The organism is Pseudomonas sp. xss_4, from assembly GCF_043104125.1.
Taxonomy (GTDB): domain Bacteria; phylum Pseudomonadota; class Gammaproteobacteria; order Pseudomonadales; family Pseudomonadaceae; genus Aquipseudomonas; species Aquipseudomonas parafulva_B.
Map to the genome: position 1 here is coordinate 197895 of NZ_JBICKJ010000071.1, position 26125 is coordinate 224019.

Below are 26125 nucleotides of genomic sequence, written 5' to 3' on the forward strand. Positions count from 1 at the left end.
AATCAGGGCGACCCTGCAACAGGACGGCCCTGTGACCTCAAGCATCTTCTGGCATGACTACGAAACCACTGGCATCAACCCGCGCTGCGACCGGCCCGTGCAGATGGCAGGGGTACGTACTGACCTTGACCTCAATGAAATCGACGATCCGGTCAACCTCTATTGCCGCCTATCGGACGATATACTGCCGCACCCTGCTGCCTGCCTGGTGACGGGCGTCACGCCGCAACAGTTGGCCGAAAAAGGCCTCGGCGAGGCCGAGTTCATGGCGCGGGTGCACGCCGAGCTGGCACAACCCGGCACCTGTGGCGCCGGCTACAACACGCTGCGTTTCGACGACGAGGTCACCCGCTACAGCCTCTACCGCAACTTCTTCGACCCTTACGCCCGCGAATGGCAGGGCGGCAACAGCCGCTGGGACTTGATCGATGTCGTTAGAGCGGCGTGCGCCTTGCGGCCCGATGGCATCCAATGGCCCCAGCAGGACGGGCGCACCCGTCTGCGCCTTGAGTTGTTGAGCAAGGCCAATGGCATCGAGCATGGCCATGCACACGAAGCGCTGTCCGATGTTCGGGCGACCATTGCCCTTGCTCGGCTGATACGCGAGAAGCAGCCCAAGTTGTACGACTGGTTGTTTCAGCTTCGCAGCAAGCATAAGGTCATGGAGCAAATACGGTTGCTACAGCCGATGGTGCATATTTCCGGGCGTTTCAGTGCCGCGCGTCATTACCTGGGCGTCGTGTTGCCATTGGCCTGGCACCCTAAGAACCGCAATGCATTGATTGTTTGCGATCTGCATCAGCAAACCCTGCCGCTGGTTGAGGAAAATGCTGAAACTTTACGCCAGCGGCTCTATACCCGTCGAGAAACACTTGGCGAAGGCGAGCTGCCCGTACCGCTCAAACTCATTCAGATCAACCGCTGTCCGGTGGTCGCGCCCCTTTCTGTAATACGACCGGCCGATCAAGCGCGTCTTGGGATCGACCTGGATACGTTACAACGGCGCGCAGAGGCATTGGCCCGTCAACAGGATCAATGGCAGGAAAAACTGGCGCTTATTTATACACAAGACGGTTTTACGGCCAGTGAAGATCCTGAGCAGCAATTGTATGAGCGGTTTCTCGGCCAGCGTGACCGGCGGCTATGCGATCAAGTGCGTTCGCTGGCGCCCGAACAGTTGGGCGCCGGGCAGTGGATGTTCGATGATCCACGCCTGCCCGAACTACTCTTTCGCTACCGTGCGCGTAACTTTCCGGACACCTTGAACGATGAAGAGCGCGCGCGATGGCAGGATTTTTGTAGGCAGCGTCTGGCTGACCCCCGCTGGGGTGCGCCCAATACCTTGGGTGATTTCGCCCAGGCCCTGGCCGTAGCCTGGCCTGACGCGGATGAAGCAGGACGGCAAGTGCTGACTGCCTGGCAACTGCATGCCAACGCGTTGCAAACGCGGTTCGCCGTCAATTGAAACCCATAAAAAAACGCCGGTTATTAACCGGCGTTTTCTTTACGAATATCAAATAGCGGGCAACGGACAATCAGTCCAGCAGGGTTGCCCAGCTTTCTACCTCGTCACCGCCCCATTGAGCTTTCCACTCTTTCAGGGTTTTGTGGTTGCCACCTTTGGTTTCGATGACTTCACCGTTGTGCGGGTTCTTGTATTGCTTGACCTTGCGCGCGCGTTTAGTGCCAGTGGTTTTCACGGCGCCACGCGGCAGTTTGCTCATCTTGGCATCAGGGTCGAGCAGGGCAATGATGTCACGCAGCGATTTGGAATATTCGCCCATCAGGGTGCGCAGTTTGCCTTCGAACTCCAGTTCTTTTTTCAGCTTGTCATCCTGAGACAGGTTGGCCAGGCGGGCCTGAAGTTCCTTGATGGCTTCTTCGGTGGCACGGTACTCGTTGATCAGGGACATGGAGTGTTCCTTAATGCGTGTTCGGGAATGTGTGGAGCAATAGTAAACAGGCAACTCTCGCAAGTAAACATATGATTGATGTATTAACAGTTGGATAAGCTGTGACAGTATTTCTCCAAGTGAACAAAAATTTACCTAGGTTGCCGTTTCATCCATAAATCTTGTCAGAAGATTCCCAACGCGTAGGCCCAACGGCCCTATGCAGCACGTCGCAATCATTACTGCGTTTTTCTCAGCGTGCCGCTAGAATGAGCGCCTTTGCGAGTTCTGGAGTCTTATTCATGCGCACCTACCGTCTGGTGATCGCTTGCCCCGACCGTGTCGGCATCGTGGCGAAAGTCAGTAATTTCCTGGCCTTGTACAACGGCTGGATCACCGAAGCCAGCCATCACTCCGACGAGCAGACTGGCTGGTTCTTCATGCGTCATGAAATTCGCGCCGAGTCGCTGCCCTTCGGCATCGAGGCTTTTCGCGAGGCGTTCGCGCCCATCGCCGAAGAGTTCTCCATGACCTGGCGCGTGACCGATTCTGCCCAGAAGAAGCGGGTCGTGTTGATGGCCAGCCGTGAATCCCATTGCCTGGCTGACCTGCTGCACCGCTGGCACAGCGATGAGCTCGATTGCGACATTCCCTGCGTCATTTCCAACCACAATGACTTGCGCAGCATGGTCGAGTGGCACGGTATTCCGTTTTTCCATGTTCCAGTAGACCCCAAGGACAAGGCCCCGGCGTTTGCCGAAGTGTCACGCCTGGTGCAGGAACATGCAGCCGATGTGGTCGTGCTGGCGCGGTACATGCAAATTCTGCCGCCGCAACTCTGCCAGGACTATGCTGAGAAGGTGATCAACATTCACCATAGCTTCCTGCCATCGTTCGTCGGCGCCAAGCCGTACCACCAGGCAGCGCTGCGTGGCGTGAAACTGATCGGCGCGACTTGCCACTATGTGACCGAGGAGCTGGACGCCGGCCCTATCATCGAGCAGGACGTGGTGCGGGTTACCCACGCCGACAGCATCGAGGACATGGTCCGCTTCGGGCGCGACGTGGAAAAAATGGTGCTGGCCCGCGGCCTGCGCTATCACCTGGAAGACCGGGTTCTGGTGCACGGCAACAAGACAGTGGTGTTCGACTGATCGCAGGGCTACTCCCAGACCTGTTGAGCAACGTGAGGATCGACCCATGGGACGGCGCGGTACCCCTACAGCCTCACCTCCCCCTGTAGTGGGTCAGGGTTGCCTGGCCCGCTACGATCCCGACGCCTTGCAGGACACCGACGGTACCGACTTCCCCGGTGCCGCGGCGCTTTGGCAAGCGCTCAACCCACCTGACGGCGCCAGCGCTCCAGCAGCGGACGCGCCAGCAGGCACACGAACACCGGCCCTCCGGCGAGCAGATACAGGTAGTAAGTGATGGCACGCCAGATCAGGATCGCTGCCGCCGCCGTCGAGCTGCCCACCATGGGTGTCAGCAGGCTGGCCGAGGTCAGCTCGGCAGCGCCTGCGCCCCCGGGCATCATGCTGAACTGACCGGCGCTGAGCGATAGCATCTGGACCAGGAAGCTGGGAATCCAGGCCAGCTCCACGCCCAAGCCCCTGACCACGAGATACAGCACGCTAAAGCGCAGCCCCCAATGGACGCATGTCAGGCTGAACACCAGAAACAAAGTGCGCTTGGGCAGCTGCCAGGTCTGCGCCAAGGCCTGCACGAAACGAAGTAGCTTGCGCGCCCAGCGTCGTTTACGCGGTGCGCTGGTGCCCAGGCGCTGCAACAGCCGGCCGTTCAGACGCATCACCTTGCGCCGGTAGCGCAGCAACATCACCACGCCTGCCAGCGCCGCGCACAGCAGTGCGGCACTGCCCAGCAACATGCTTTCCTGGCTGCGCCCAAGGCTATGAAACAACGCATAGCCTGCGATCGCCAACATGGCGCAGAAGAAAAACACCAAGTCATTGAGCTGATCCATCGCGAACACCGCGCCGCTGCGGGCTGCACTGATGCCCTCGCGGGCCAGCAAGGCCATCAGGGTCAAGGGGCCGCCGCCGCCACCTGGAGTGGTGCAGATGGCGAACTCGGTGGCCATGACCACACCCAATGTGCGTACCCGCGATACGCGCGCTGCCTGATCGCCCAGCAGCAGGCGCATCCGGCAGGCGTTGATCACCCAGCACAGCAGGATCATGCCCACCAACGTCATCAGCAGCTGCGGATCGAAACGGCTCAGCTTGGGCAGCAGTTCGCTGCCGCCCAACAGTGCAGGCACCAACGCTGCGCCCAACAGCGCCAAGCCCAGCAGCAGCCAGCGGTTCACGCTGCCACCTGCCGCTCCAGCCAGGCTGACTTGGTCAAGGGTTCACGGCCGTCTTCGATCAGTTTTTCAAGGGTGCGCAACCAGTAGTCCCGTGAGTAGCGATGGCGCATGTCCACCGGATGCAGCCCGAGGCGCAGGGTGTTGGCGCCTTGCCAACGTCGACATTGCCAGTCACTGAGCACCCGCGACACGCCACGGCGCCAGGCGCTGCGCGCGCTCCAGACCAGACCGGGTGCATCGATGGCGGTAAAGTCCGGCAGGCGATAGAGGTGCTGCGGGGTGCTGGTGTACTTCAGCGGTAGTTGGCGCAGTGCTTGTCGTGTGCCCTGGCTCATCAACCAGGCGGGGGCCACGAAGCCTGCCACGGGCCAGCCTTGACGGTCGAACAGCGCCAGGCCGTCTTGTAGTCGGGCGATGGCCTGGTGTTCGTCCAGCGCGTAGAACTCGCCTTCATGGGTATAAATCCGCCGCATGAAGTAGTCCAGGGGCGTGCGCGGCGTGGGACCTTCATCGGCATGGGCATAACCGTGCAGGGCCAGCTCGTCACCCGCGGCCAGACGGCGATCAAGCAACTGGCAGAAGCCGGGAGACTGAGTCAGCAGGTTACGTCGATGAAAATCGGGTACCACTAGCCAAGTCATGGGCACGTTACCCAATGCATCGACCGCCTGCACGAACGGCTCGTAGTCTGGCCAGGTCTCTGGGGCCACGTCATGCAGCACCAGCATCACGCTGCGGGAACGGGGACAGGCCTCAAGCATGTGCCCGCACCTGCTGTTGGTGGCCCAGTACGGCTTGGTAATGCTCAAGCAGGCCGTTGACCACGTTGTCCCATGAGTAATGCTGCTCTACATGGCGCCTGGCCTGGGCACCGAGCTTGCGCGCACCCGCTTCGAACGCCTCGCGCACGGCCAGGGCCATTGCCCTGGCGTCGTTGGGTTGGCACAAGCGACCGCACTGGTCGTTGACGATTTCGCCGAAGGCGCCGGCACGCACTGCAACCACGGGCGTACCACTGGCCATGGCTTCGAGGATGACCAGGCCGAACGTTTCCTGGTCGCCGGCATGCACCAACAGGTCGGCGCTGGCCATCAGGCGAGCCACCTGGTCAGGTGGGCAGAACTGGCCGATCACGCTGACGTTGTCGGGCACATTGGCGGGCATATTGGACCCCACCAGCAGCAGGTGATAACCGCGCCCCAACTGCCGCATGCACTCAAGCAGAACGGGCAGGTTCTTCTCCCGTGAGCCACGGCCTGCATAGATCAGCAGCCGGCAGGTGTCGGCGACGCCCAGTTCGGCTCGCACCTGTGGATCGCGGCGTGCAGGATTGAAGGTTTCCAGGTCTACGCCCAAAGGCTGCACGTGGACATCACGTACTCCCAGGCGACGGAGCTTGTCTGCCATGACCTTGCTCGGTGCGAGCACCCGGTCGAAATTGCCATACAACTTGCTGACATAAGCCTCGACGTTGGGCGTGAACCAATTGCCCATGCGGTTGCTCACCAACAGCGGCAGGTCGGAGTGATAGAAGCCAATGACCGGCACGTCCAGCTGACGGCGAGCTTCCAGCGCCGCCCAGGCGGTCAGATACGGATCGCCGACTTCGATCAGGTCTGGCTTTAGCGTGCGCAGCGTGTTGCACCATGGCGCCAGGCGTACCGGAAAGCGGTAGCCTTTGCCAAAGGGCAGGGGTAGTGCAGGCACATGATAGACACCGCCTTCATGCCGAGCGCTGGCGCCGGGGATCAACAGGCTGTGACGGACACCTTGCACGGCATCCAGGCGGTGGTGTTTGGCATCAAGGTAAGTGCGTACGCCGCCGCTGGCCGGGGCGTAGAACATGGTGATGTCGGCAATGTGCACGATCTGCGTCCCTCCGGGATCGTCTTTCGGGTCTGTCATCGCGCGGTAACGAAACCGGCGTTGACATGCCATGAAGTTGACCTTTCAGAAGGGTAGTTTGTTCGATCAGCTTGTGCGGTTGGCCGCCCGGCAGCCGAGCGCTAGGCGATAGCGCTCGGTGGGTCGGTGCCGGGGCTGGGCCGGCTTCAGATACGGAAGGTGCCGACCAGGTGTTTCAGGCGGCTGGCCTGCTGCTCCAGGTCAGAACAGGCACGCAGCGTCGCCTGCAGGTTTTCCACGCCTTCCTGGTTGAGCATGTTGATTTCGTTGATATCCATGTTGATGGCTTCGACCACGGCCGTCTGCTCTTCGGTGGCCGTGGCCACGGACTGGTTCATGCCATCGATTTCGCCAATGCGCACGGTGACACTGTCCAGCCGCTCACCTGCCTGGTTGGCGATCTGCACGCTGTCCAGGCTGTGACGCTGGCTCTGGTCCATGGTTTCGACCGACTCGCGGGCACCCACTTGCAGCTCCTCGATCATGCCCTGGACCTGCTGCGCGGATTCCTGGGTGCGATGGGCCAGGTTGCGCACCTCGTCGGCCACCACTGCGAAACCACGACCTGCTTCACCGGCGCGCGCGGCCTCGATGGCGGCGTTGAGCGCCAGCAGGTTGGTCTGCTGGGAGATGCTGGTGATCACTTCGAGAATCTGGCCGATGTTGACGGTCTTGCTGTTGAGCGTCTCGATGTGGGCGCTGGACGTTACGATCAAGTCGGAAAGACGGTTCATGGCGGCGATGTTGCGATCGACCACCTGCTGGCCTTCTTCTGCCAGGCGCCTTGCAGAGCTTGCGTGCTGGGACGCCTGCGCCGCGTTGCCGGCGATCTCCTGGGCGGCAGCGCCCAGCTCGTTAATGGCGGCCGCCACGCTGTTGGTGCGGTTGGACTGTTCGTCGGAATTGGCCATCGACGAGTTGGACGCACTGATGACACGCAACGCGACTTCGTTCACCTGCTCGGTGGCCGAGGACACTTCACGGATCGAGCCGTGGATACGCTCGACGAAGCGGTTGAAGGCGTTGCCCAGGATGCCGAACTCGTCGTGGTGGTGGATGCGCAGGCGCTTGGTAAGGTCGCCTTCACCCTCGGCGATGTCCTCCATGGCCCGTGTCATGGTGTGCAGCGGCTGCATCAGCACACGGATCAGCAGCCCCAGCAGGGCGATGATGATCACCACGGCCACCACGGTGGCAATCACGGCGGAGGTGCGGAATGTGCTGAGCATCGCGAAGGCCTTGTCCTTGTCCAACGACAGGCCGATGTACCAGTTGGCCGAAGGCAAGCCGGTCACCGGTGTGAACGTCAGCAGGCGGGCCTGGCCGTCACTTTGCACTTCGGTGAGCTCGGACGTGAGCTTTGGTGTGCGCTCGGGGAACAGGTCTGACAATGATTTCATCACCAGGCCTTGATCCGGATGGACCAGGATCTTGCCTTGGTCATTTACCAGGAACGCATAGCCCATGCCGCCGAAATTCAGCGAGTTGATGATTTGCGCCAGGCCGTCCAGTGCCAGGTCACCCCCGACCACGCCCACCGAATCGGCCACCTTGTCGAGGATGCCGATGACCATCTTGTTGGTGGTCATGTCGATGTAGGGTTCGGTCAGCAGGGTGCCGCTGGCACTCATGCCATCCTTGTACCAAGGGCGTGTGCGGGGGTCGTAGCCGTCAGGCATCTTTGCATCCGGGCGTACGCTGAAGCTGCCATCGACCCTGCCCAGGTAGACGGTTAGGAAACTCGATGTCAGCGCCTGCTGGCCCATCAGGGTTTCAGCGTTGGCCGGTTGCTGGGCAATATTCTGCGCCAGGTTTTCGACCAGTTTGATACGCCCCTCGAACAAACTGCGGATGTTGGTCGAAGTGGAAGCGCCCATCTCAGTCAGGTAGTCCTGAAGGTCCTCGCGAATCGCATTACGCTGCAGATAATCGTTGTAGAGGGTGAACAGGCTGAATGCGAGGATCACGATCAGTGATGCTGCCAGCAGAATCTTGTGGCTGAAACGAAGGCTTTTGTTCATGAAATCATCGGGTCCGCTAAGGTTTTGTATCAGGCGTTCGCAGCTGTAGGGCCCAGCCAGTGCAACATCCCGAAAAGTCCTTTTTCGGTTGTTCTCTCTGAGTAAGGCGAATATCACCCAGAGGTATCGGCCGGAGTAAGACAAAGCTTGAGCAGAGGATTAAAGAGATGTCGGAATCTTCATTTATCGTTGTAGGATCGAGCCCTGATGGCCAGCCCGTAGGGCAGGCGATGCGGCTTGCCAACCGGCACGGGCTGGTGGCAGGGGCCACCGGTACCGGCAAGACCGTGACCCTGCAACACTTGGCCGAAGCGTTCAGCGATGCCGGGGTGGCGGTGTTCGCGGCCGACGTCAAGGGCGACCTGTGTGGGCTGGGCGCCAAAGGCGCGCCTGAGGGCAAGGTGGCCGAGCGCATCGCCGGGATGCCTTGGTTGCGCCACCAGCCACAGGCCTATCCGGTGAGCGTGTGGGACATCGCGGGCCAGTCGGGTCATCCGTTGCGTACCACGATCAGCGAAATGGGGCCTTTGCTGCTGGGCAACCTGCTTGAGCTCACCGATAGCCAACAGTCAGCGCTATATGCCAGTTTCAAGGTGGCTGATCGCGAAGGCCTGCTGTTGCTGGACCTCAAGGACCTCAAAGCGCTGCTTGGCCACTTGAAGGACAACCCGCAGGTGTTGGGCGAAGACAGTGCGCTGGTGACCGGCGCGTCCGTTCAGGCGTTGCTGCGCAGGCTGGCCACCCTGGAGCAACAGGGGGCAGAGGCGTTGTTCGGTGAACCGGCATTGCAGCTCGAGGACATTCTACGGCCCGACCCGGATGGGCGAGGGCGCATCCATTTGCTCGACGCCAGCCGACTGGTGCATGAGGCACCCAAGGTCTATGCCACGTTTCTGCTGTGGCTGCTGGCCGAACTGTTCGAGCAACTGCCCGAGCGTGGCGATGCCGAAAAACCGGTGCTGGCGTTGTTCTTCGATGAAGCGCACCTGCTGTTCAAGGACACCCCCAAGGCATTGCAGGACCGCCTGGAGCAGGTGGTGCGGCTGATTCGCTCAAAGGGGGTAGGGGTGTATTTCGTCACCCAGTCCCCAGCGGATCTACCCGATGCAGTCCTGGCCCAACTGGGTTTGCGAATCCAGCATGGCCTGCGGGCTTATACGGCCAAGGAGCAGAAGGCGTTGCGTGCCGTAGCTGAGGGCTTTCGCCCCAACCCTTCATTCGATGCGTTGTCTTCGCTGACCGAACTGGGTATCGGGGAGGCCTTGGTCGGCACGCTTGAGGACAAGGGAACACCTGCCAGGGTGCAGCGGGTGCTGATTGCGCCCCCGCAATCGCGTATCGGCCCGTTGAGTGAGTCTGAACGCAGTGCGCTGATTGCGCGTTCACCCTTGGTTGGCCGTTATGACAAACCCATAGACCGGGACTCGGCTTACGAAAGGCTCAACCAGCGCAAAGGCGAAGCGGTGGAGCCCGCGCCGCAACCCAAGGCCGATGACAGCAGTTTTGCCGAAAAGGCGGGCGAATTCCTGCAAGGCGCGGCCGGGCAGGCGATCAAGTCGGCGGTGCGTCAGGCTGCCAATCAACTGGGGCGGCAGCTGGTGCGCGGGCTGATGGGCTCGTTGCTGGGCGGGAAGAAGAAGTAGCTGCGCGGTGTGAAGCCATCGCCCATAAAAAAGGCGCCCTACGGCGCCTTCTTATACGGGCTGAGGTCAGCCGATTGCCTTGGACGCCAACCAGAACAGGCCGGCTGCAAGACCCATCGAGGCAGGCAGGGTTAGCACCCAAGCCATCAGGATGGTCTTCACCGTGCCGCCCTGCAGGCCGCTTTTGTTGGCGACCATGGTGCCGGCAACGCCGGAAGACAGTACATGCGTGGTGGAAACCGGCAGCGCAAACACGTTGGCCATGCCAATGGCGCAGGCCGCGGTGATCTGCGCCGACATGCCCTGGGCGTAAGTCATGCCCTGCTTGCCGATCTTCTCGCCGACGGTCAACACCACGCGGCGCCAGCCAACCATGGTGCCCAGGCCCAGGGCCAGGGCAACGGCCACGATCACCCAGAACGGGGCGTACTCAGTGGTGGCGGTCAGGTCCTTGCGCAGCTTTTCAAGGTCGGACTTTTCACGCGCGTCCAGGCCTGGCAGCTTGCCAACCTTCTTCGCGGTGTCGTCCAGGCACAGCAGGTAACGGCGTACTTCGACACGCTTGTCCGCGTCCAGGGCCCGGTAGTCGGTCACGCCCTGCAGCGAGGATTGCAGCGCGGCGATGGTCGGCTCGGTCTGCTGCGGATTGCAGCTGAACTGCTCAGGCAGGTCACTGGCCTTGGCCTTGCCCAGCGCCAGGAATTCACCCAGCGTGGCAGCGTTGCGCTCGTAGAACTGGCTCATGTGCAACGTGGCATCACGGGTGCGTTCGATCTGGTAGGTGGTGCTGTTCAGGTCGAGCACGAACTTGGCCGGTACGATGCCGATCAATACCAGCATGATCAGGCCAATGCCTTTCTGACCGTCATTGGAGCCGTGCACGAAGCTCACGCCCATGGCCGAAATCACCAGCACCAGGCGATTCCAGAACGGCGGGTGCTTCTTGTCGTCCAGTTTGCGGCGTTGTTCAGGCGTCTTGTGCATCTTCGACAGCGGGCGCCACCATTTCAGGCCAAGCAGGACCAGCGCAGCCACGGCAAACCCGGCAATCGGCGAAACCACCAGGGACATGGCGATATCGATGGCTTTCTGCCAATTGACGCCGTCACCCAGCGGAATGCCGTTGATGAGCGCGTTGGCCAGGCCCACCCCCAGGATCGAGCCGATCAGGGTGTGCGAGCTGGACGCAGGAATACCGAAGTACCAGGTGCCCAGGTTCCAGGTAATGGCCGCGGCCAGCAGCGAGAAGACCATGGCCAGGCCATGCCCGGTGTTCACATTGATCAGCAACTCTACCGGTAGCAGGTGCACGATGGCGTAAGCCACCCCGACCCCACCCAGCAGAACGCCAAGGAAGTTGAACACGCCGGAGAAGAACACGGCCAGGTGTGGCGGCATGGCTTTGGTGTAGATGACGGTGGCTACCGCGTTGGCGGTGTCATGAAAGCCATTGATGAACTCGAAGGCGAGCACGAAGGTCAAGGCGAGCAGCAGGCTCACCAATACCCAGGCATCCAGTCCGCTGAATAAATCGATCATGAAGGTTGTCTGGCGGTCGTAGGGGGGCCGGATTATGCCAGAAAACGTTGGCAATCGATGCACCCACCGCAGCCGCTGATCATGTCGCGCAGGTCAGAAAACGCCATTCGCAGCCGCAGGTGGGCCGGCATCATCTAAGGCAAATGCATTCAACGTCAGCGAAAAATCAACAAAATACGCGAAAAGGTGATGCCTTTGTCGTTTTAAACGGCTGTATGAAATTTGTGAAATTCCGTTACAACCACTGCGCCAGAGCAGTCAGGCGCTTTGGGCACCCCTTGCGCAACTTGACGACTGGGCAAAGCACTCAGGGTGCGGCGCTGCGCAATTCCTTCTCCATGCGTTCCAGCTCCTGACTGAATGCCTGGTCGCGCATATTGGCACGTTTACGCCATGGTTTGCGTTCCGGTTCCGGCTGCGCCGCATAGGTGGTCACTTCGCCGCCATACACATCCTTGAAACGCTCGGCCTGGCGCTCGAGTTCTGCGCGCAATTCTTCTTTTGTCACATGCAGTACCTGAATTGATTTGAAAAGGGGACCGCCCTGTCGGCGTAACCGTTATGCGGTATCGACACGTTAACATGCCAGCGGGATCTACATCGGCGAGTCGTCCAACAAGACGATCGGAGTATATCAACACGCGAACAAGGCTAGCGCGATGGGATTGGCGCGATGGGCAATCAAACACATGTCGAAATTAAGAAAACCTCAACGTATGAAAGTTCGATACCCAACGATGCGAGTCGCACAAACAAAACGGCCCCACCAATTGGCAGGGCCGTTGCCTGGGACTTCTACGGTGGGTACCTGACCAGTCTCTCCAAAGAAGCCACAAGTGGCACTGGAAAGGTATAAGCAAACGTGTCGCCGGTCAATTGCGATTATCGGCCGGTTGTTCGATAATCGCACAAGTCGGCGATTTTTTTGAGGTGTGCGATGAAGGACGTTAAAACAGCCCGTGACGGTGGCCTGCCCGAAACAGCGCGCAGCCCGGCGCCAGCCCTGGCCCCGCCGATCGTGGCATCACCGGCCAAGCGCATTCAGGCGTTCACCGGCGATCCTGACTTCATGACCTCCTTAGCGCGCGGGCTTGCCGTCATCCAGGCATTTCAGGAACGCAAGCGGCACCTGACCATCGCGCAAATCAGCCACCGCACTGAAATCCCCCGGGCAGCCGTGCGCCGGTGCCTGCATACCCTGATGAAGCTGGGGTACGCGACCACCGACGGGCGTACCTACTCCTTACTGCCCAAAGTGCTTACGCTCGGCCATGCGTACCTGTCATCGACACCCCTGGCCATTTCCGCGCAGCCTTACCTGGACCGAATCAGCGACCAGTTGCACGAAGCGGCCAACATGGCGACCCTCGAAGGGGACGATATTCTGTACATCGCCCGCTCGGCGACAGTAGAGCGCCTGATCTCGGTGGACTTGTCTGTCGGTGGGCGCCTCCCGGCGTATTGCACGTCCATGGGCCGCATCCTCCTGGCGGCCATGGACGACACCAGCCTGCGCGAATACTTCGACCGCGCCGACCTCAAGGCGCGCACCAGCCGTACCCTGCACGACGCCCCGTCGCTGTTCGCCTGCATCGAGCAAGTGCGTAGCCAGGGATGGTGCGTGGTCGACCAGGAACTCGAACAGGGGCTGCGCTCGGTTGCCGTGCCCGTCTACGACGCCTCAGGCCAGGTGCTGGCGGCGTTGAACGTCAGTACTCACGTCGGGCGTGTGCCGCGCAGTGAACTGGAACAACGGTTTCTTCCTGTTCTGCTGGAGGCTAGCCAGGAGTTGAGCCATCAGCTGTTTGGTTGAGAACGCATGCTTGCCTGCGGATCATCAGCCCAGCCTGCCTGACAAAAGCGTTCGATAATCGCCCATTTCAGCCTTGAGCCAATTGTGGTGGATCCGCCTTTGTCCCTAACCTGATGCCCATTCGGCGGACAGTTGCAGTAACCGATTGTGCCTCTGTCCCCGGCGCCCATGGCCATTGCAGGAGAGGCAAGATGCGCGAGGTGTATATCTGTGATGCCGTTCGTACGCCCATTGGCCGATTCGGCGGTGCCTTGGCCGGCATACGGGCTGACGATCTGGCGGCGGTACCACTCAAGGCGCTGATCGCGCGCAACCCCGGTGTGCACTGGACGCAACTGGACGAGGTGTTTTTCGGCTGTGCCAACCAGGCCGGCGAAGACAACCGGAACGTGGCGCGCATGGCGCTGCTGCTGGCCGGGCTGCCGGAATGCGTGCCAGGCGTCACCCTCAACCGCTTGTGCGCTTCAGGCATGGAGGCCGTTGGCGCGGCGTTCCGCGCCATCGCCTGCGGCGAGATGGAGCTGGCCATCGCGGGCGGCGTGGAGTCGATGTCGCGTGCGCCATTTGTCATGGGCAAGGCACAAAGCGCTTATTCACGCAGCATGCAACTTGAAGACACCACCATTGGCTGGCGTTTCGTCAACCCGCTCATGAAAGCGCAATACGGTGTGGATGCCATGCCGCAAACGGCCGACAACGTGGCTGACGACCACGGTATCTCCCGCGCCGACCAGGATGCGTTTGCCTTGCGCAGTCAGCACAAGGCCGCAGCGGCGCAAGCTGCCGGGTTCTTCGCCGAGGAAATCGTGCCGGTGTGCATCGCGCATAAAAAGGGTGAGACCTGGGTAGAGCATGATGAGCACTTGCGGCCCAATACCACCCTTGAGGCCTTGGCCAAGCTCAACCCCGTCAATGGCGTGGGCAAAACGGTCACGGCGGGCAATGCATCGGGGGTCAACGATGGCGCGGCAGCGATGATCCTGGCATCTGCCGAGGCCGTGCACACCCATGGCCTGACCGCTCGCGCCAAGGTGCTGGGCATGGCCAGTGCGGGGGTAGCCCCGCGGGTCATGGGCATCGGGCCGGTGCCTGCGGTGGGCAAGCTGATCGAGCGACTGGGCATTTCCATCAGCGCCTTCGATGTCATCGAACTCAACGAAGCCTTCGCCAGCCAAGGGCTGGCTGTTCTTCGCGGGCTGGAGGTGGCGGACGATGCGCCCCAGGTCAACCCCAACGGCGGGGCCATCGCCCTGGGCCACCCATTGGGCATGAGCGGTGCGCGCCTGGTGCTGACGGCGCTGCACCACCTTGAGCGCACAGGCGGGCGCAAAGGCTTGGCCACGATGTGCGTAGGTGTCGGCCAAGGGCTGGCGCTGGCAATTGAACGCCTTTGACGAAACCAGCCCGCAGGTGCCTCAGGGATCAGGGCAGCCTCCACCGCCTCGCTGCGCCGGATTGCACACCACGCGGAACGACTGTGTAACCAGGTATGTCTAGACTTACCTTGTATCCTCCAGGAGCACGACTGACATGACCACCCCTCACTACACCGGCGAGGAGCGTAGCAAACGCATCTTCGCCATCGTCGGCGCCTCTTCAGGCAACCTGGTGGAATGGTTCGACTTCTATGTCTACGCCTTCTGCGCCATTTATTTTGCCCCGGCGTTCTTCCCCTCCGATGATCCGACCGTGCAACTGCTCAACACCGCCGGCGTGTTTGCCGCAGGCTTTCTGATGCGGCCTATCGGCGGCTGGATCTTTGGGCGCCTGGCCGACCGCCACGGTCGCAAGAACTCGCTGATGATCTCGGTACTGATGATGTGCTTCGGGTCCTTGGCCATCGCGTGCTTGCCCACCTACGCCAGCATCGGTACCTGGGCCCCGGCATTGCTGCTGCTGGCGCGCTTGATTCAAGGCCTGTCGGTGGGTGGCGAATATGGCACCACGGCGACCTACATGAGCGAAGTGGCCCTGCGTGGCCAGCGGGGCTTCTTTGCATCGTTCCAGTACGTGACCTTGATTGGCGGCCAGTTGCTGGCAGTATTGGTGGTGGTGATCCTGCAGCAGTTACTGACCGAAGACGAGCTGCGCGCCTGGGGCTGGCGAATTCCTTTCGTGGTCGGTGCGGTCGCTGCCGTTATCTCCTTGATGCTGCGCCGCTCGCTGCACGAAACCAGCAGCGCAGAGACGCGCCAGGACAAGGACGCCGGGAGTATTCGCGGTCTGTTCGGCAATCACCTGGCGGCCTTCATCACGGTGCTGGGCTATACCGCCGGCGGCTCGCTGATCTTCTACACCTTTACCACCTACATGCAGAAGTACCTGGTCAACACGGCCGGCATGACCGCCAAGCACGCCAGCTACGCAATGACTGGGGCGCTGTTCCTGTTCATGGTGATGCAGCCGTTGTTCGGCATGTTGTCCGACCGCATTGGCCGGCGCAACTCCATGCTGCTGTTCGGCGCGCTGGGCACGGTGTTCACGGTGCCATTGCTCATGGCGCTCAAGACGGTCAGCAGCCCATTCATGGCGTTCGTGCTGGTGAGCCTGGCGCTGTGCATCGTCAGCTTCTACACCTCCATCAGCGGCCTGGTGAAGGCCGAGATGTTCCCACCCCAGGTACGGGCATTGGGCGTGGGGCTTGCGTATGCGGTGGCCAACGCCATGTTTGGCGGGTCAGCGGAGTACGTGGCTTTGGGCCTCAAAACCCTGGGCATGGAGAACACGTTCTACTGGTACGTGACGGCAATGATGGCCGTTGCCTTCCTGTTCAGCCTGCGCTTGCCAAAACAAGCCAAGTACCTGCACCACGATCATTGAGGGCCGACACAGGACGTCAGGCTCGGTGGGCCGTCTGCTGTAACGGGACGGCCTGCCGGCGATGTCAGTGTCGCATGGCCTTACGCACCGCCACGGGGCCGGCGGCGCGCTCGACCTGACGCTTGAGCGAAGGGCACAGGCCCATCAGGAACGCCGCCTCGGCCACCACGAACAGCGGCCCGATGATCAAGCCGCTGATGTCATCGACGAACGCTGGCTTGCGCCCCTCGTAGTGGTGACCGACGAACTGAATGATCCAGCCCACCACGAACGCCCCCACGCCTATCGACAGCCACAGCGCCGTGGTCTGCACCGCCAGCAGGTGACCCAGCCACAGACACAGGCCCAGCAGGACGCCCATCACCAGCCCGAAGCGAAGCTCAAGACGCAGGTAGAACCAGGTAGCCGCCGCCGAGACAAACAGGGCAGGGGATAACCAGATGCCGCCCAGGGACACGCCTGGCCGCGACAACAGAATGGCCACGGACAGGACGATCAAGGGTATGCCGACGAAATGGGTGACGATATTGCGTGGGTCGCGGTGATAGCCCGCGTAACGGATCAGGTGCTCGGCGAGGGTGTTCATGGTGCTGCCTCCTGGTGGGCTTGCCGGGGTGTGCCCGATATAGCTCAGGATAGCTGTGGTCACCATCATCATCAGCCTGGCGAATGCCAAGGCCGCGCATTGCTCACCACCCACCGCGTCTGTTGGGGCCTGGCCGGTGGTGAGCAAGCGGGCGGGTATCAGCCGCGGGGCGTCTGTACCGAAGCCTGTTGGCTGGCCTGTCCGGTGCGCTCGTACCAGCCACCACCGAGCGCCTTGTACAGGTTGACCTCGCTGGTCAACTGCGAAAGGCGGTCACCGATCAGCGCCTGCTGCGCACTGAACAGGTTGCGCTGGGCGTCGAGGAAGGTCAGGTTGCTGTCGATGCCGATACGGTAACGACGCTCGGCCAGGCGGTAGTAGTCCTGGTTGGCTTGCACCAGGTCTTGCTGGGCCTGCAATTGCTCCTCGAAGGTCTTGCGCGCGGCCAGCCCGTCGGACACTTCCTGGAACGCAGTTTGAATGGACTTCTCGTAGCGGGCGACGTTGATGTCCTTCTGGATTTTGGCGTAATCCAGGCTCGCTTTCAGGCTCCCGGCGGTGAAGATCGGCAGGTTGATCTGCGGCTGGAACAGCCAGGTGCCCGACCCCCCCTTGAACAGCCCGTCCATGTCAGTGCTCAAGGTGCCTGCATTGGCCGTGAGGCTGATGCTGGGGAAGAAGGCCGCGCGGGCAGCGCCGATGTTGGCGTTGGCCGCCTTGAGCAGGTGCTCGGCCTCCTGGATGTCAGGGCGGCGCTGCAACAGGTCCGACGGCAAGCCCGCCGGTACCTCGGCCAGCTGATCGGCATCCAGGCGCAGCGGCTCAGGCAGGTTGGTGGGGATGCTGGTACCCAGCAGGACGGTCAGGCTGTTCACGTCCTGGGCAACCAGGCGCTGGTACTGCGAGTACTTGACCCGGGCACCTTCGACAGCCGTGCGGGCCTGGCTCAGGTCCAGCGCCGACGCCACGCCCACCTCGTTGCTGCGGCGGGTGAGGTTGTAGCTTTCCTGATAGTTCTTCAGGGTTTCCTCGGTCAGCTTGAACAGCGCCTGGTCGGCCTGCCAGGTGTAGTAGGCGTTTGCCACGCTCGCTACCAGGCTGATCTGGGTGGAGCGACGCGCCTGCTCGCTGGACAGGTAGGTCTCCAGCGCCTGCTCCGACAGGCTGCGCACGCGGCCGAACAGGTCGAGTTCATAGGCACTGACGCCCAGGGTCGCCGAATACTGGCTGGTGATGTCCGACTGGCCCGTCTGCGACATGTTCGCCGGGATGCGCTGGCGGCTGCCGCTGCCGTTGGCCGATACCGCCGGGAACAGGTCCGCACGCTGGATGCGGTACTGAGCGCGGTAGGCGTCGATGTTCAGCGCCGCGACGCGCAGGTCCCGGTTGTTGACCAGTGCGGTCTGGATCAGTTGCTGCAGCGCCGGGTCGTTGAAGAACTGCCGCCAGCCCTGTTCGGCGGCAGCGACGTCCGCCGATTGGGTAGGCGAGTAGGCCGGGCCTTGCGGCCACTGGGCAGCCACCGGTGCTTCCGGGGTCTGGTAGTCGGGGATCAGCGAGCAGCCGCCGAGAATCAAAGCGGTGACTGCCAGGGACAACAAAGACTTGGTCATTGCCCAGCCTCATAACGTGGAGTTTCAGGGGTGTCATCTTTTTTCGGCTCTTTGCTGCCGAACAGCGACGACACTGCGACGAAGAACAACGGTACCCAGAAGATGGCCAGTACGGTCGCACTGATCATGCCGCCGATCACGCCGGTACCAATGGCGTGCTGGCTGCCGGCGCCGGCGCCGCTGGCGATGGTCAACGGTACCACGCCGAGGATGAAGGCCAGCGAGGTCATGATGATCGGACGCAAACGCATGCGGCACGCCTCGATCGCCGCGTCGTACAGGCTGCGGCCCTGCTCGTGCAATTCCTTGGCGAACTCGACGATCAGAATGGCGTTCTTGGCCGCCAGGCCGATGGTGGTCAAAAGGCCGACCAGGAAGTACACGTCATTGGACAGCCCGCGCAGGCTGGTAGCGATCAACGCACCAATGATGCCCAGTGGCACCACCAGCACCACGGCGATCGGGATCGACCAGCTTTCGTACAGCGCTGCCAGGCACAGGAACACGAACAGCAGCGACAGGGCGAACAGGGCCGGCATTTGCGAACCGGAGAGCTTCTCCTCGTAGGACATGCCCGTCCAGGAGAACCCTACGCCGCTTGGCAGTTCACCCGCGATGCGCTCGACCTCGGCCATGGCCTCACCGGTACTGTAGCCAGGTGCAGGGGCACCGAGGATTTCCATGGCTTCCACGCCGTTGTAACGCGAAAGCTTGGGCGAGCCGTAGGTCCATTCACCTTTGGCGAAGGACGAGAACGGCACCATTTCGCCGTCGGCGTTGCGCACATACCACTTCTGCAGGTCTTCCGGGCTCATCCGGGCATTGGCTTCGCCCTGGATGTAGACCTTCTTGACCCGGCCGCGGTCGATGAAGTCGTTGACGTAGCTGGCACCGAAGGCAATCGACAGGGTGTTGTTGATGTCCGAGATGGTCACGCCCAGGGCGCTGGCACGCTCGTCATCGATGGTCAGCTGGTACTGCGGCTCGTCGTTCAGGCCGTTGGGGCGTACACCGCTGAGCACCTTGCTCTGCGAAGCCTTGGCCAGGAACTGGTTGCGAGCCTCCATCAGCTTGGCATGGCCGACACCGCCGCGGTCTTGCAGGAATACGTCGAAGCCGGTGGCGTTACCCAGCTCGAGCACCGCTGGCGGGGCGAACGCGAAGACCATGGCGTCGCGGAAGCTGAAGAAGTGCTGCTGCGCCCGCTGAGCGAGACCGAATACGCTATTTTCCGCCGTACGCTCACCCCAGGGCTTGAGCATGATGAACGCCATGCCCGAGCTCTGGCCGCGGCCGGCGAAGTTGAAGCCGTTGACGGTGAACACCGAGGACACCGTGTCGGCTTCGTCCTTGAGCAGGTATTCGCGCATCTGGTCGACCACAGCCTGGGTACGCTCGGCACTGGAACCGGCCGGCGTCTGGACCTGGGCAAACAGTACACCCTGGTCTTCCTCGGGCAGGAACGCAGTCGGAATGCGGGTGAACAGGAAAATCATGCCAGCCACGATCAGGGCATAGGCCAAGAGGAACGGAATCTTGTTGCGCAGGATGGCCCCCACGCTGCGCTCGTAACCGTTGACGGTGCGATCGAAGTTGCGGTTGAACCAACCGAAGAACCCGCCCTTGGCCTCATGGTGCTGGCCCTTTTTCAAAGGTTTGAGCATGGTGGCGCACAGCGCCGGGGTGAAGACCAGCGCCACCAGCACCGACAGGCCCATGGCCGAGACGATGGTGATGGAGAACTGACGGTAGATCACACCGGTGGAGCCGCCGAAGAACGCCATGGGCAGCAATACGGCCGACAACACCAGGGCGATACCCACCAGCGCGCCCTGGATCTGCTCCATGGAGCGCTTGGTGGCCTCCTTGGGTGGCAGCCCTTCTTCGGACATCACCCGCTCGACGTTTTCCACCACCACGATGGCATCGTCCACCAGCAGGCCGATGGCCAGCACCATGGCGAACATGGTCAGGGTGTTGATGCTGAAACCAGCGGCGGCAAGGATGCCGAATGTGCCCAGCAATACCACCGGTACGGTCATGGTGGTGATGACGGTGGCGCGGAAGTTCTGCAGGAACAGGTACATCACCAGGAACACCAGCACGACGGCTTCGATCAGGGTATGGATAACCCCGCTGATCGATTCGGTGACCACCGGCGTGGTGTCATACGGGAATACCGCCTTGACCCCTGGCGGGAAGAACGGCTCCAGGTCGGCAATGGTCTGGCGCAAGGCCTTGGCCGTGTCCAATGCGTTGGCGCCCGTGGCCAGCTTGACGGCCAGGCCCGAGGCGGGCTTACCGTTGAACTGGGCGCTGACGGCGTAGTTCTCGCCGCCCAGGCTGACCTGGGCGACATCACCCAGGCGGACCTGGGAGCCATCGTTGTTGACCTTGAGCAGGATCTTCTCGAACTGCTCGGCAGTCTGCAGGCGGGTCTTGCCGATGATGGTGGCGTTGAGCTGCGTCCCAGGCATGGCAGGCAGGCCGCCGAGCTGGCCGGAGGACACCTGTACGTTCTGGGCTGCCACGGCGGTCTTGACGTCCACCGGGGTGAGTTGGAACTTGTTCAACTTGGCCGGATCGAGCCAGATGCGCATGGCGTACTGGGCGCCGAACACCTGGAAGTCACCCACACCGGCCGTCCGCGAGATCGGGTCCTGCATGTTGGAGACGATGTAGTTGGCCAGGTCGTCCTTGGTCATGCTGCCGTCTTCGGATACCAGGCCGATCACCATCAGGAAGTTCTTCACGGCCTTGGTGACGCGGATACCCTGTTGCTGCACTTCCTGCGGCAGCAGGGGGGTGGCCAGGTTGAGCTTGTTCTGCACCTGAACCTGGGCGGTGTCGGGGTTGGTACCCTGCTCGAAGGTGGCGGTAATGGTCATGCTGCCATCGGAGTTACTTTCCGACGACACATAGCGCAGGTTGTCGATACCGTTGAGCTGCTGCTCGATCACCTGCACCACGGTGTCCTGCACGGTTTGCGCCGAAGCGCCCGGGTAGGTCACGGCAATGGCGATGGCCGGTGGGGCAATGCTGGGGTACTGGTTGATCGGCAACTTCAGGATCGACAAGGCGCCGACCAGCATGATCACCAAGGCGATCACCCAGGCGAAGATCGGGCGATCAATAAAGAACTTCGACATGGTTTACTCCGCTTTGGCGTCTGCTTTCGCTGCGTTGCCCTGGTTCGGGCTGTCCGGCTTCTTGACGTTGGTGGCTTCGCTGACCTTGACCTCGGCGCCTGGGCGCACGTACTGCAAGCCTTCGGTGATCAGGCGGTCGCCTGGGTTGAGGCCTTCCTCGATCAGCCAGTCGCTGCCCACGGTCCGGCTGGCCTTGAGCTGGCGCAGTTCGACCTTGTTGTCCTTGTTCACCACCAGCGCGGTAGGGGCGCCCTTGAGGTCGCGCGTCACGCCCTGCTGCGGTGCCAGGATGGCGTTGGCGTTCACGCCGGCCTTGAGCCGTGCATGCACGAACATGCCAGGCAGCAACGTGTGGTCAGGGTTGGGGAAAATGGCACGCAGGGTGACCGAGCCGGTGGTTTCGTCCACGGCCACTTCGGAGAACTCCAGGCGGCCTTCCTGCTTGTACAGGGTGCCGTCTTCGAGCACCAGTTGCACGGACGCTGCGTTGTCGCCGGCGCGCTGCAGTTGGCCGCTTTCCAGCTCGCGCCGCAGCTTGAGCAGCTCGGCGGTGGATTGGGTCACGTCCACGTAGATCGGGTCCAGTTGCTGGATGGTGGCCATGGCATTGGTCTGGCCGCTGTTGACCAGCGCACCTTCGGTTACCGCCGAACGACCGATGCGGCCACTGATGGGGGCCAGGACCTTGGTGTAGCGCAGGTCGATCTGCGCACTCTTGAGCGAGGCCTCGGCTTGCAGGCGCTTGGCATTGGCGTCGTCGTATTCCTGCCGGGAAACCGCCTGCTCCTCGATTAGCTGCTTGTAGCGATCAGCCAGAGAGCGGGTAGCCTGCAGGTCCGCCTGGGCCTTGCTCAGGTTGGCTTCATACACGGCCGGGTCGATCTGATACAGCTGCTGGCCCTGCTTGACCTCGCTGCCTTCCTTGAACAGGCGCTTGAGGATGATCCCGTTGACCTGTGGACGAACTTCGGCGATCCGGTAGGCATTGGTGCGGCCCGGCAGCTCGGTGGTCAAGGTGAAGGCTTGCGGCTGTAGGGTCACTACACCGACTTGAGGCGCCTGCTGCTGCTGTTGCTGCTGCTGCGCGGCTTGGTCTTCTTTATTGCAGCCACTGAGCAGGGTTGCGAGGGCTACGGCTGAAACCAGGGCGGTAACGGCTGGCTTGAATTGCATGAGAATCCTCGGATCGCAGGAGCAGGGAGACGCTCAAGAGTAATGGAATGTCTTGATCTGGATAAATGGCTATCCGGTGGATAAATAGCTTGCTAAGGAATATACTTACATTCATGGTTGTTTGTAAATACCGCCGGGTTGTCCATGGCTACCGCCACAGCCCTTGATTAGCTTGATCCGCCAGGTGCCCCCAAGAGGCGCCCCGGAGCCTTCCCGCACGCGTCGCCGCGTTCGGGCCAGATGAGGTTGTACTGCCATGGTCCGTCGAACCAAAGAGGAAGCCCAGGAAACCCGCGCCCAGATCATCCAGGCGGCGGAAAGGGCTTTCTACAAGCGCGGGGTTGCGCGAACCACCCTCGCGGACATCGCCGAACAGGCGGGCGTCACGCGAGGTGCAATCTACTGGCACTTCAATAACAAGGCCGAACTGGTGCAGGCACTGCTCGACAGCCTGCATGAAACCCATGACCATCTTGCACGCGCCAGCGAAAGCGAAGACGAACTCGACCCGCTCGACTGCATGCGCAAATTGCTGCTGCAAGTGTTCAACGACCTGGTGCTCGACGCCAGGACACGCCGTATCAATGAGATTCTGCATCACAAGTGCGAGTTCACCGATGACATGTGCGAAATCCGCCAGCAGCGCCAGGTGGCGGTAGTGGACTGCCATACAGGCATTACCCTGGCCTTGGCCAATGCCGTGCGCCGCGGCCAACTGCCGGTGGAGCTGGATGTGGAGCGGGCCGCGGTGGCCATGTTTTCCTACGTCGACGGGTTGATCAGGCGTTGGCTGTTGCTGCCCGACAGCGTGGACCTGCTGGGCAACGCCGAGAAATGGGTCGACGCCGGGCTGGATATGCTGCGCTTGAGCCCGGCGATGCGCAAATGAGACTTTGTGAAGGTTTGTGAGGGCTTGATTCCCAGGGGACGGGCCAGTGAGCCGCACCTGAGCCTACCTGCGTGCCACCTCAGTGCCCACGCAGTGGCCGATCAGGCAGCAACACCGCCACCACCAGTGCAATGACGCCAACCCCTGCGCTGGCCATCAACAGATGCCGGAACGTGACCGCCAGGTGTGCCTGCAGTTCGGGGCTCACCGGGTTGGCCTTGAAAGTCCCTAGCAGCGGATTGTCCAGCAACGCCAGCCCGCCTCGGTGCAGCAAGGCCAGCAGCAGGCTCGACATGCACGCCACGCCCATGGCGCCACCGAGGGACCGAAACAGGTTGGTGGTGCTGGTGGCGACCCCCATGTCCTGGATCTGCACGGCATTCTGTGTGCCTACCAGTGACGTCGGGAACTGCATCCCGCACGCGATTCCTGTCAGCAGCATGAACAGTGCACTGGCCAGTCCGGCCTGTGGCGGGGTGATCGCCAAGGCCAAGATAGACACGGGCATCAGCAGGGCGCCCACCAGGATCTGCGGCTTGTAGCGGCCAAGCCGCGTTGTCAGTCGTCCTGCGGTAAAAGCACCGATGGGTAGCCCCATGGCCAACGGCAGCAGATGCAAGGCGGCGCTGTCGGCACCGGCACCGGTGAGGCCTTGGTAGCGCAAGGGCATCAGCATGGTCAGGGAAATGGCCTGGAAACTGGCGAAGAAAATCACCCCCCAGCACAGCACCGCGGCGCGATTATTGAATAGCTTCAACGGCAGCAGTGGCTCGTCGCAGCGACGCTCCTGGAGGATGAACATGGCCATGGCGACCACGGTGCAGGTGAACAGGCCCAGCACGCTGGGGGCCGTCCAGGCCTGCCCCTGGCCGACCAGGGTGATGCCGAGCAGCAGGCTGCCCAGCCCCACGATCAGCAGCAGCGCGCCCGGGTAATCCACTTGTGCGGGCCGATGCTGCACGGGCAGACCGGCCAGAGCGCGCTGGATAGCCCACAGCGCGGCGATGCCCAGCGGCAGGTTGATCCAGAACACCCAGCGCCAGGACAGGTACTCGGTCAGCCAGCCGCCCAGTACCGGCCCCGCCACGCTGGCCAGGGCATACATGCTGCTGAAATAGCCCTGATAACGCCCACGTTCGCGCGGGGGCACGAAGTCGCCGATGATCGCCTGGCTCACCGATACCATGCCGCCGGCGCCGATGCCTTGCAGCACTCTGGCCAGGACCAGTTGCGGCATGTCCTGAGCCAGCGCACAGCCGATCGAGGCGACGGTGAACACGCCAATCCCGGTCAGGATCATGCGACGCCTTCCATAGAGATCGCCCAGCTTTCCGTAGATCGGCACGGCCACGGTCATGGCTACCATATAGCCGGAAATGACCCAGGCCAGCAGACCGACATCGTTGAACTGCGCGGAAATCGCAGGCAATGACACTGCCACGATGGTTTGATCCAGCGCGCCGAGAAAGATGGCCAGCATCAAGGCGGTCAGGATCTGGCGCAGGGCAATCGCGGGCAGGGCAGGGGGCACGGCAATTCCTTGTTTTTGAGCAGTTAAAGCATGGCAGTGTAACCTGAGTTACGTAGCTTCCTATGTACTCTGGGCATCGCCTATGCACGATCGGCATCAGAGCATTCATCCAGCAAAGGCTGGCCCCGTGATATCTTTGGTATGCCAATCCCGCTCTAAACCCCTGTTTGCACCAGCTTGGTGCGACCTCTCGGGGGTTAATCGGATTCCCCTGGCTCCTACACCTTTATTCCTCTGCCTGCATGTGGAGCATGACCCCGAATTGAGTGGTCCATGAATTGTGCAGGTACGCCTGATACAGAGGCCGGTAGTTACCGTTCAGAAATTTCTACAATTGCGGAGTGATCATGCCCAAGGCTTCCCACCAAGATCTGCGTATTGCCTTCCGCGAGCTGCTCGCTTCAGGTTCTTGCTACCACACCGCCTCGGTGTTCGACCCCATGTCTGCGCGTATTGCCGCAGACCTGGGTTTTGAGGTCGGCATCCTTGGAGGGTCGGTGGCATCGTTGCAGGTACTGGCTGCGCCGGATTTTGCCCTGATCACACTCAGCGAATTCGTCGAGCAGGCCACGCGAATTGGTCGCGTAGCCCAATTGCCGGTACTGGCAGACGCTGACCACGGATACGGCAATGCGCTTAACGTGATGCGCACGGTCACGGAGCTGGAGCGCGCCGGTGTGGCGGCGTTGACGATCGAAGATACGCTCTTGCCGGCCCAGTTCGGCCGCAAGTCCACCGACCTGATATCGGTAGAAGAAGGCGTCGGCAAAATTCGCGCGGGGCTTGAGGCGCGCGTCGATTCGTCCCTGTCGATCATCGCCCGTACCAACGCCGGCGTGCTGAGCACCGAGGAAGTGATCGTGCGGACCCAGAGCTACCAGAAAGCGGGTGCTGACGGCATCTGCATGGTAGGGGTGAAGGACTTCGACCAGCTCGAACAGATCGCCAGCCACCTGACCGTACCCTTGATGCTGGTGACCTACGGTAATCCCAACCTGCACGACGACGAGCGCCTGGCAAGCCTTGGCGTGCGCATCGCCGTCGACGGTCACGCGGCTTACTTCGCCGCCATCAAGGCGACGTACGACTGCCTGCGCCAGCAGCGTGGCCAGCAGCACAAGTCCGATAACTTGAGCGCCACCGAGCTTTCGCATACCTACACCCAGCCCGAGGACTACATCCGCTGGGCCAAGGAATACATGAGCGTCGAAGAGTAAGCGGG

The 26125-nt window shown here is 61.7% G+C and carries 20 protein-coding genes and 1 pseudogene; 8 read left to right on the forward strand and 13 right to left on the reverse strand.

The features are described from left to right. Nucleotides 1-31 precede the first annotated feature (31 nt). Entirely contained in the window at nucleotides 32-1465 is a 1434-nt protein-coding gene (sbcB, locus tag ACF8GB_RS15815) for an exodeoxyribonuclease I (protein WP_326383642.1), read from the forward strand. 70 nt (nucleotides 1466-1535) lie between these two features. Here the strand turns inward: sbcB and mvaT are convergent, their stop codons facing one another. Then, on the reverse strand, nucleotides 1536-1913 hold the full coding sequence (gene mvaT / locus ACF8GB_RS15820) for a histone-like nucleoid-structuring protein MvaT (protein ID WP_023534419.1): 378 nt from the start codon (nucleotides 1911-1913) through the stop codon (nucleotides 1536-1538). Between the two features lie 281 nt (nucleotides 1914-2194). Here mvaT and purU point away from each other — a divergent pair, with 281 nt between their 5' ends. Then, nucleotides 2195-3046, forward strand: a complete 852-nt coding sequence (gene purU / locus ACF8GB_RS15825) for a formyltetrahydrofolate deformylase (protein WP_023534293.1) — start codon at nucleotides 2195-2197, stop codon at nucleotides 3044-3046. A 182-nt stretch (nucleotides 3047-3228) separates the two neighbouring features. Here the strand turns inward: purU and ACF8GB_RS15830 are convergent, their stop codons facing one another. The 5 genes and pseudogenes from ACF8GB_RS15830 to ACF8GB_RS15850 form a co-directional block, all read right to left on the reverse strand. Further along, on the reverse strand, nucleotides 3229-4221 hold the full coding sequence (locus tag ACF8GB_RS15830; RefSeq protein ID WP_058637124.1) for a lysylphosphatidylglycerol synthase transmembrane domain-containing protein: 993 nt from the start codon (nucleotides 4219-4221) through the stop codon (nucleotides 3229-3231). After that, nucleotides 4218-4982: a DUF2334 domain-containing protein gene (locus ACF8GB_RS15835; protein WP_058603250.1), complete on the reverse strand. Its 765-nt coding sequence runs from the start codon at nucleotides 4980-4982 to the stop codon at nucleotides 4218-4220. The genes ACF8GB_RS15830 and ACF8GB_RS15835 overlap by 4 nt, the downstream gene beginning before the upstream one ends. After that, on the reverse strand, nucleotides 4975-6126 hold the full coding sequence (locus ACF8GB_RS15840) for a glycosyltransferase family 1 protein (protein WP_326383659.1): 1152 nt from the start codon (nucleotides 6124-6126) through the stop codon (nucleotides 4975-4977). The genes ACF8GB_RS15835 and ACF8GB_RS15840 overlap by 8 nt, the downstream gene beginning before the upstream one ends. 146 nt (nucleotides 6127-6272) lie before the next feature. Then, entirely contained in the window at nucleotides 6273-7037 is a 765-nt protein-coding gene (locus ACF8GB_RS15845) for a methyl-accepting chemotaxis protein (protein ID WP_392527317.1), read from the reverse strand. Between the two features lie 93 nt (nucleotides 7038-7130). Further along, nucleotides 7131-8147 (reverse strand): annotated as a pseudogene (locus ACF8GB_RS15850) (cache domain-containing protein); the annotation flags it as partial. Between the two features lie 167 nt (nucleotides 8148-8314). Between ACF8GB_RS15850 and ACF8GB_RS15855 the strand changes: the two are divergent. Continuing rightward, complete coding sequence (locus ACF8GB_RS15855) at nucleotides 8315-9790, forward strand: helicase HerA-like domain-containing protein (RefSeq protein ID WP_326383644.1); 1476 nt, start codon at nucleotides 8315-8317, stop codon at nucleotides 9788-9790. A 66-nt stretch (nucleotides 9791-9856) separates the two neighbouring features. Here ACF8GB_RS15855 and ACF8GB_RS15860 read toward each other — a convergent pair whose 3' ends face one another. Next, entirely contained in the window at nucleotides 9857-11329 is a 1473-nt protein-coding gene (locus ACF8GB_RS15860; protein WP_058603246.1) for an inorganic phosphate transporter, read from the reverse strand. A 307-nt stretch (nucleotides 11330-11636) separates the two neighbouring features. Continuing rightward, a complete protein-coding gene (locus ACF8GB_RS15865) occupies nucleotides 11637-11837 on the reverse strand; it encodes a hypothetical protein (protein WP_196141401.1) in 201 nt (66 codons plus the stop codon). A 429-nt stretch (nucleotides 11838-12266) separates the two neighbouring features. Here ACF8GB_RS15865 and pcaR point away from each other — a divergent pair, with 429 nt between their 5' ends. The 3 genes from pcaR (at nucleotide 12267) to ACF8GB_RS15880 (ending at nucleotide 15962) form a co-directional block, all read left to right on the forward strand. Further along, on the forward strand, nucleotides 12267-13142 hold the full coding sequence (pcaR, locus tag ACF8GB_RS15870; RefSeq protein ID WP_230375064.1) for a pca regulon transcriptional regulator PcaR: 876 nt from the start codon (nucleotides 12267-12269) through the stop codon (nucleotides 13140-13142). 191 nt (nucleotides 13143-13333) lie between these two features. Next, complete coding sequence (pcaF, locus tag ACF8GB_RS15875) at nucleotides 13334-14536, forward strand: 3-oxoadipyl-CoA thiolase (protein WP_326383645.1); 1203 nt, start codon at nucleotides 13334-13336, stop codon at nucleotides 14534-14536. A gap of 136 nt (nucleotides 14537-14672) precedes the next feature. Further along, nucleotides 14673-15962: an MFS family transporter gene (locus ACF8GB_RS15880; RefSeq protein WP_058637118.1), complete on the forward strand. Its 1290-nt coding sequence runs from the start codon at nucleotides 14673-14675 to the stop codon at nucleotides 15960-15962. A gap of 64 nt (nucleotides 15963-16026) precedes the next feature. Here ACF8GB_RS15880 and ACF8GB_RS15885 read toward each other — a convergent pair whose 3' ends face one another. The 4 genes from ACF8GB_RS15885 to ACF8GB_RS15900 form a co-directional block, all read right to left on the reverse strand. After that, nucleotides 16027-16548, reverse strand: coding sequence for a DUF962 domain-containing protein (locus tag ACF8GB_RS15885; protein ID WP_196126414.1), 522 nt, complete (start codon nucleotides 16546-16548; stop codon nucleotides 16027-16029). A gap of 158 nt (nucleotides 16549-16706) precedes the next feature. Continuing rightward, the gene (locus tag ACF8GB_RS15890) at nucleotides 16707-18161 is read right to left on the reverse strand and encodes an AdeC/AdeK/OprM family multidrug efflux complex outer membrane factor (RefSeq protein WP_392475709.1); all 1455 of its coding nucleotides are present in this window, start codon (nucleotides 18159-18161) and stop codon (nucleotides 16707-16709) included. After that, entirely contained in the window at nucleotides 18158-21310 is a 3153-nt protein-coding gene (gene ttgB / locus ACF8GB_RS15895; RefSeq protein WP_100850951.1) for a multidrug efflux RND transporter permease subunit TtgB, read from the reverse strand. Before ttgB ends, ACF8GB_RS15890 begins: the two co-directional genes overlap by 4 nt. Nucleotides 21311-21313: 3 nt before the next feature. After that, the gene (locus tag ACF8GB_RS15900; protein ID WP_058603240.1) at nucleotides 21314-22483 is read right to left on the reverse strand and encodes an efflux RND transporter periplasmic adaptor subunit; all 1170 of its coding nucleotides are present in this window, start codon (nucleotides 22481-22483) and stop codon (nucleotides 21314-21316) included. 256 nt (nucleotides 22484-22739) lie between these two features. On the opposite strand from ACF8GB_RS15900, the gene ttgR reads away from it, so the two are divergent. After that, nucleotides 22740-23372 (forward strand): efflux transport transcriptional regulator TtgR, encoded by a 633-nt coding sequence (gene ttgR / locus ACF8GB_RS15905; protein WP_058603239.1) that lies wholly within the window; start codon nucleotides 22740-22742, stop codon nucleotides 23370-23372. Nucleotides 23373-23451: 79 nt separating this feature from the next. On the opposite strand, the gene ACF8GB_RS15910 is transcribed toward ttgR, so the two are convergent. Further along, nucleotides 23452-24903, reverse strand: a complete 1452-nt coding sequence (locus tag ACF8GB_RS15910; protein ID WP_392527305.1) for an MDR family MFS transporter — start codon at nucleotides 24901-24903, stop codon at nucleotides 23452-23454. A gap of 347 nt (nucleotides 24904-25250) precedes the next feature. Between ACF8GB_RS15910 and ACF8GB_RS15915 the strand changes: the two genes are divergently transcribed. Further along, on the forward strand, nucleotides 25251-26120 hold the full coding sequence (locus ACF8GB_RS15915) for an oxaloacetate decarboxylase (RefSeq protein ID WP_058603237.1): 870 nt from the start codon (nucleotides 25251-25253) through the stop codon (nucleotides 26118-26120). Nucleotides 26121-26125: the final 5 nt, after the last annotated feature.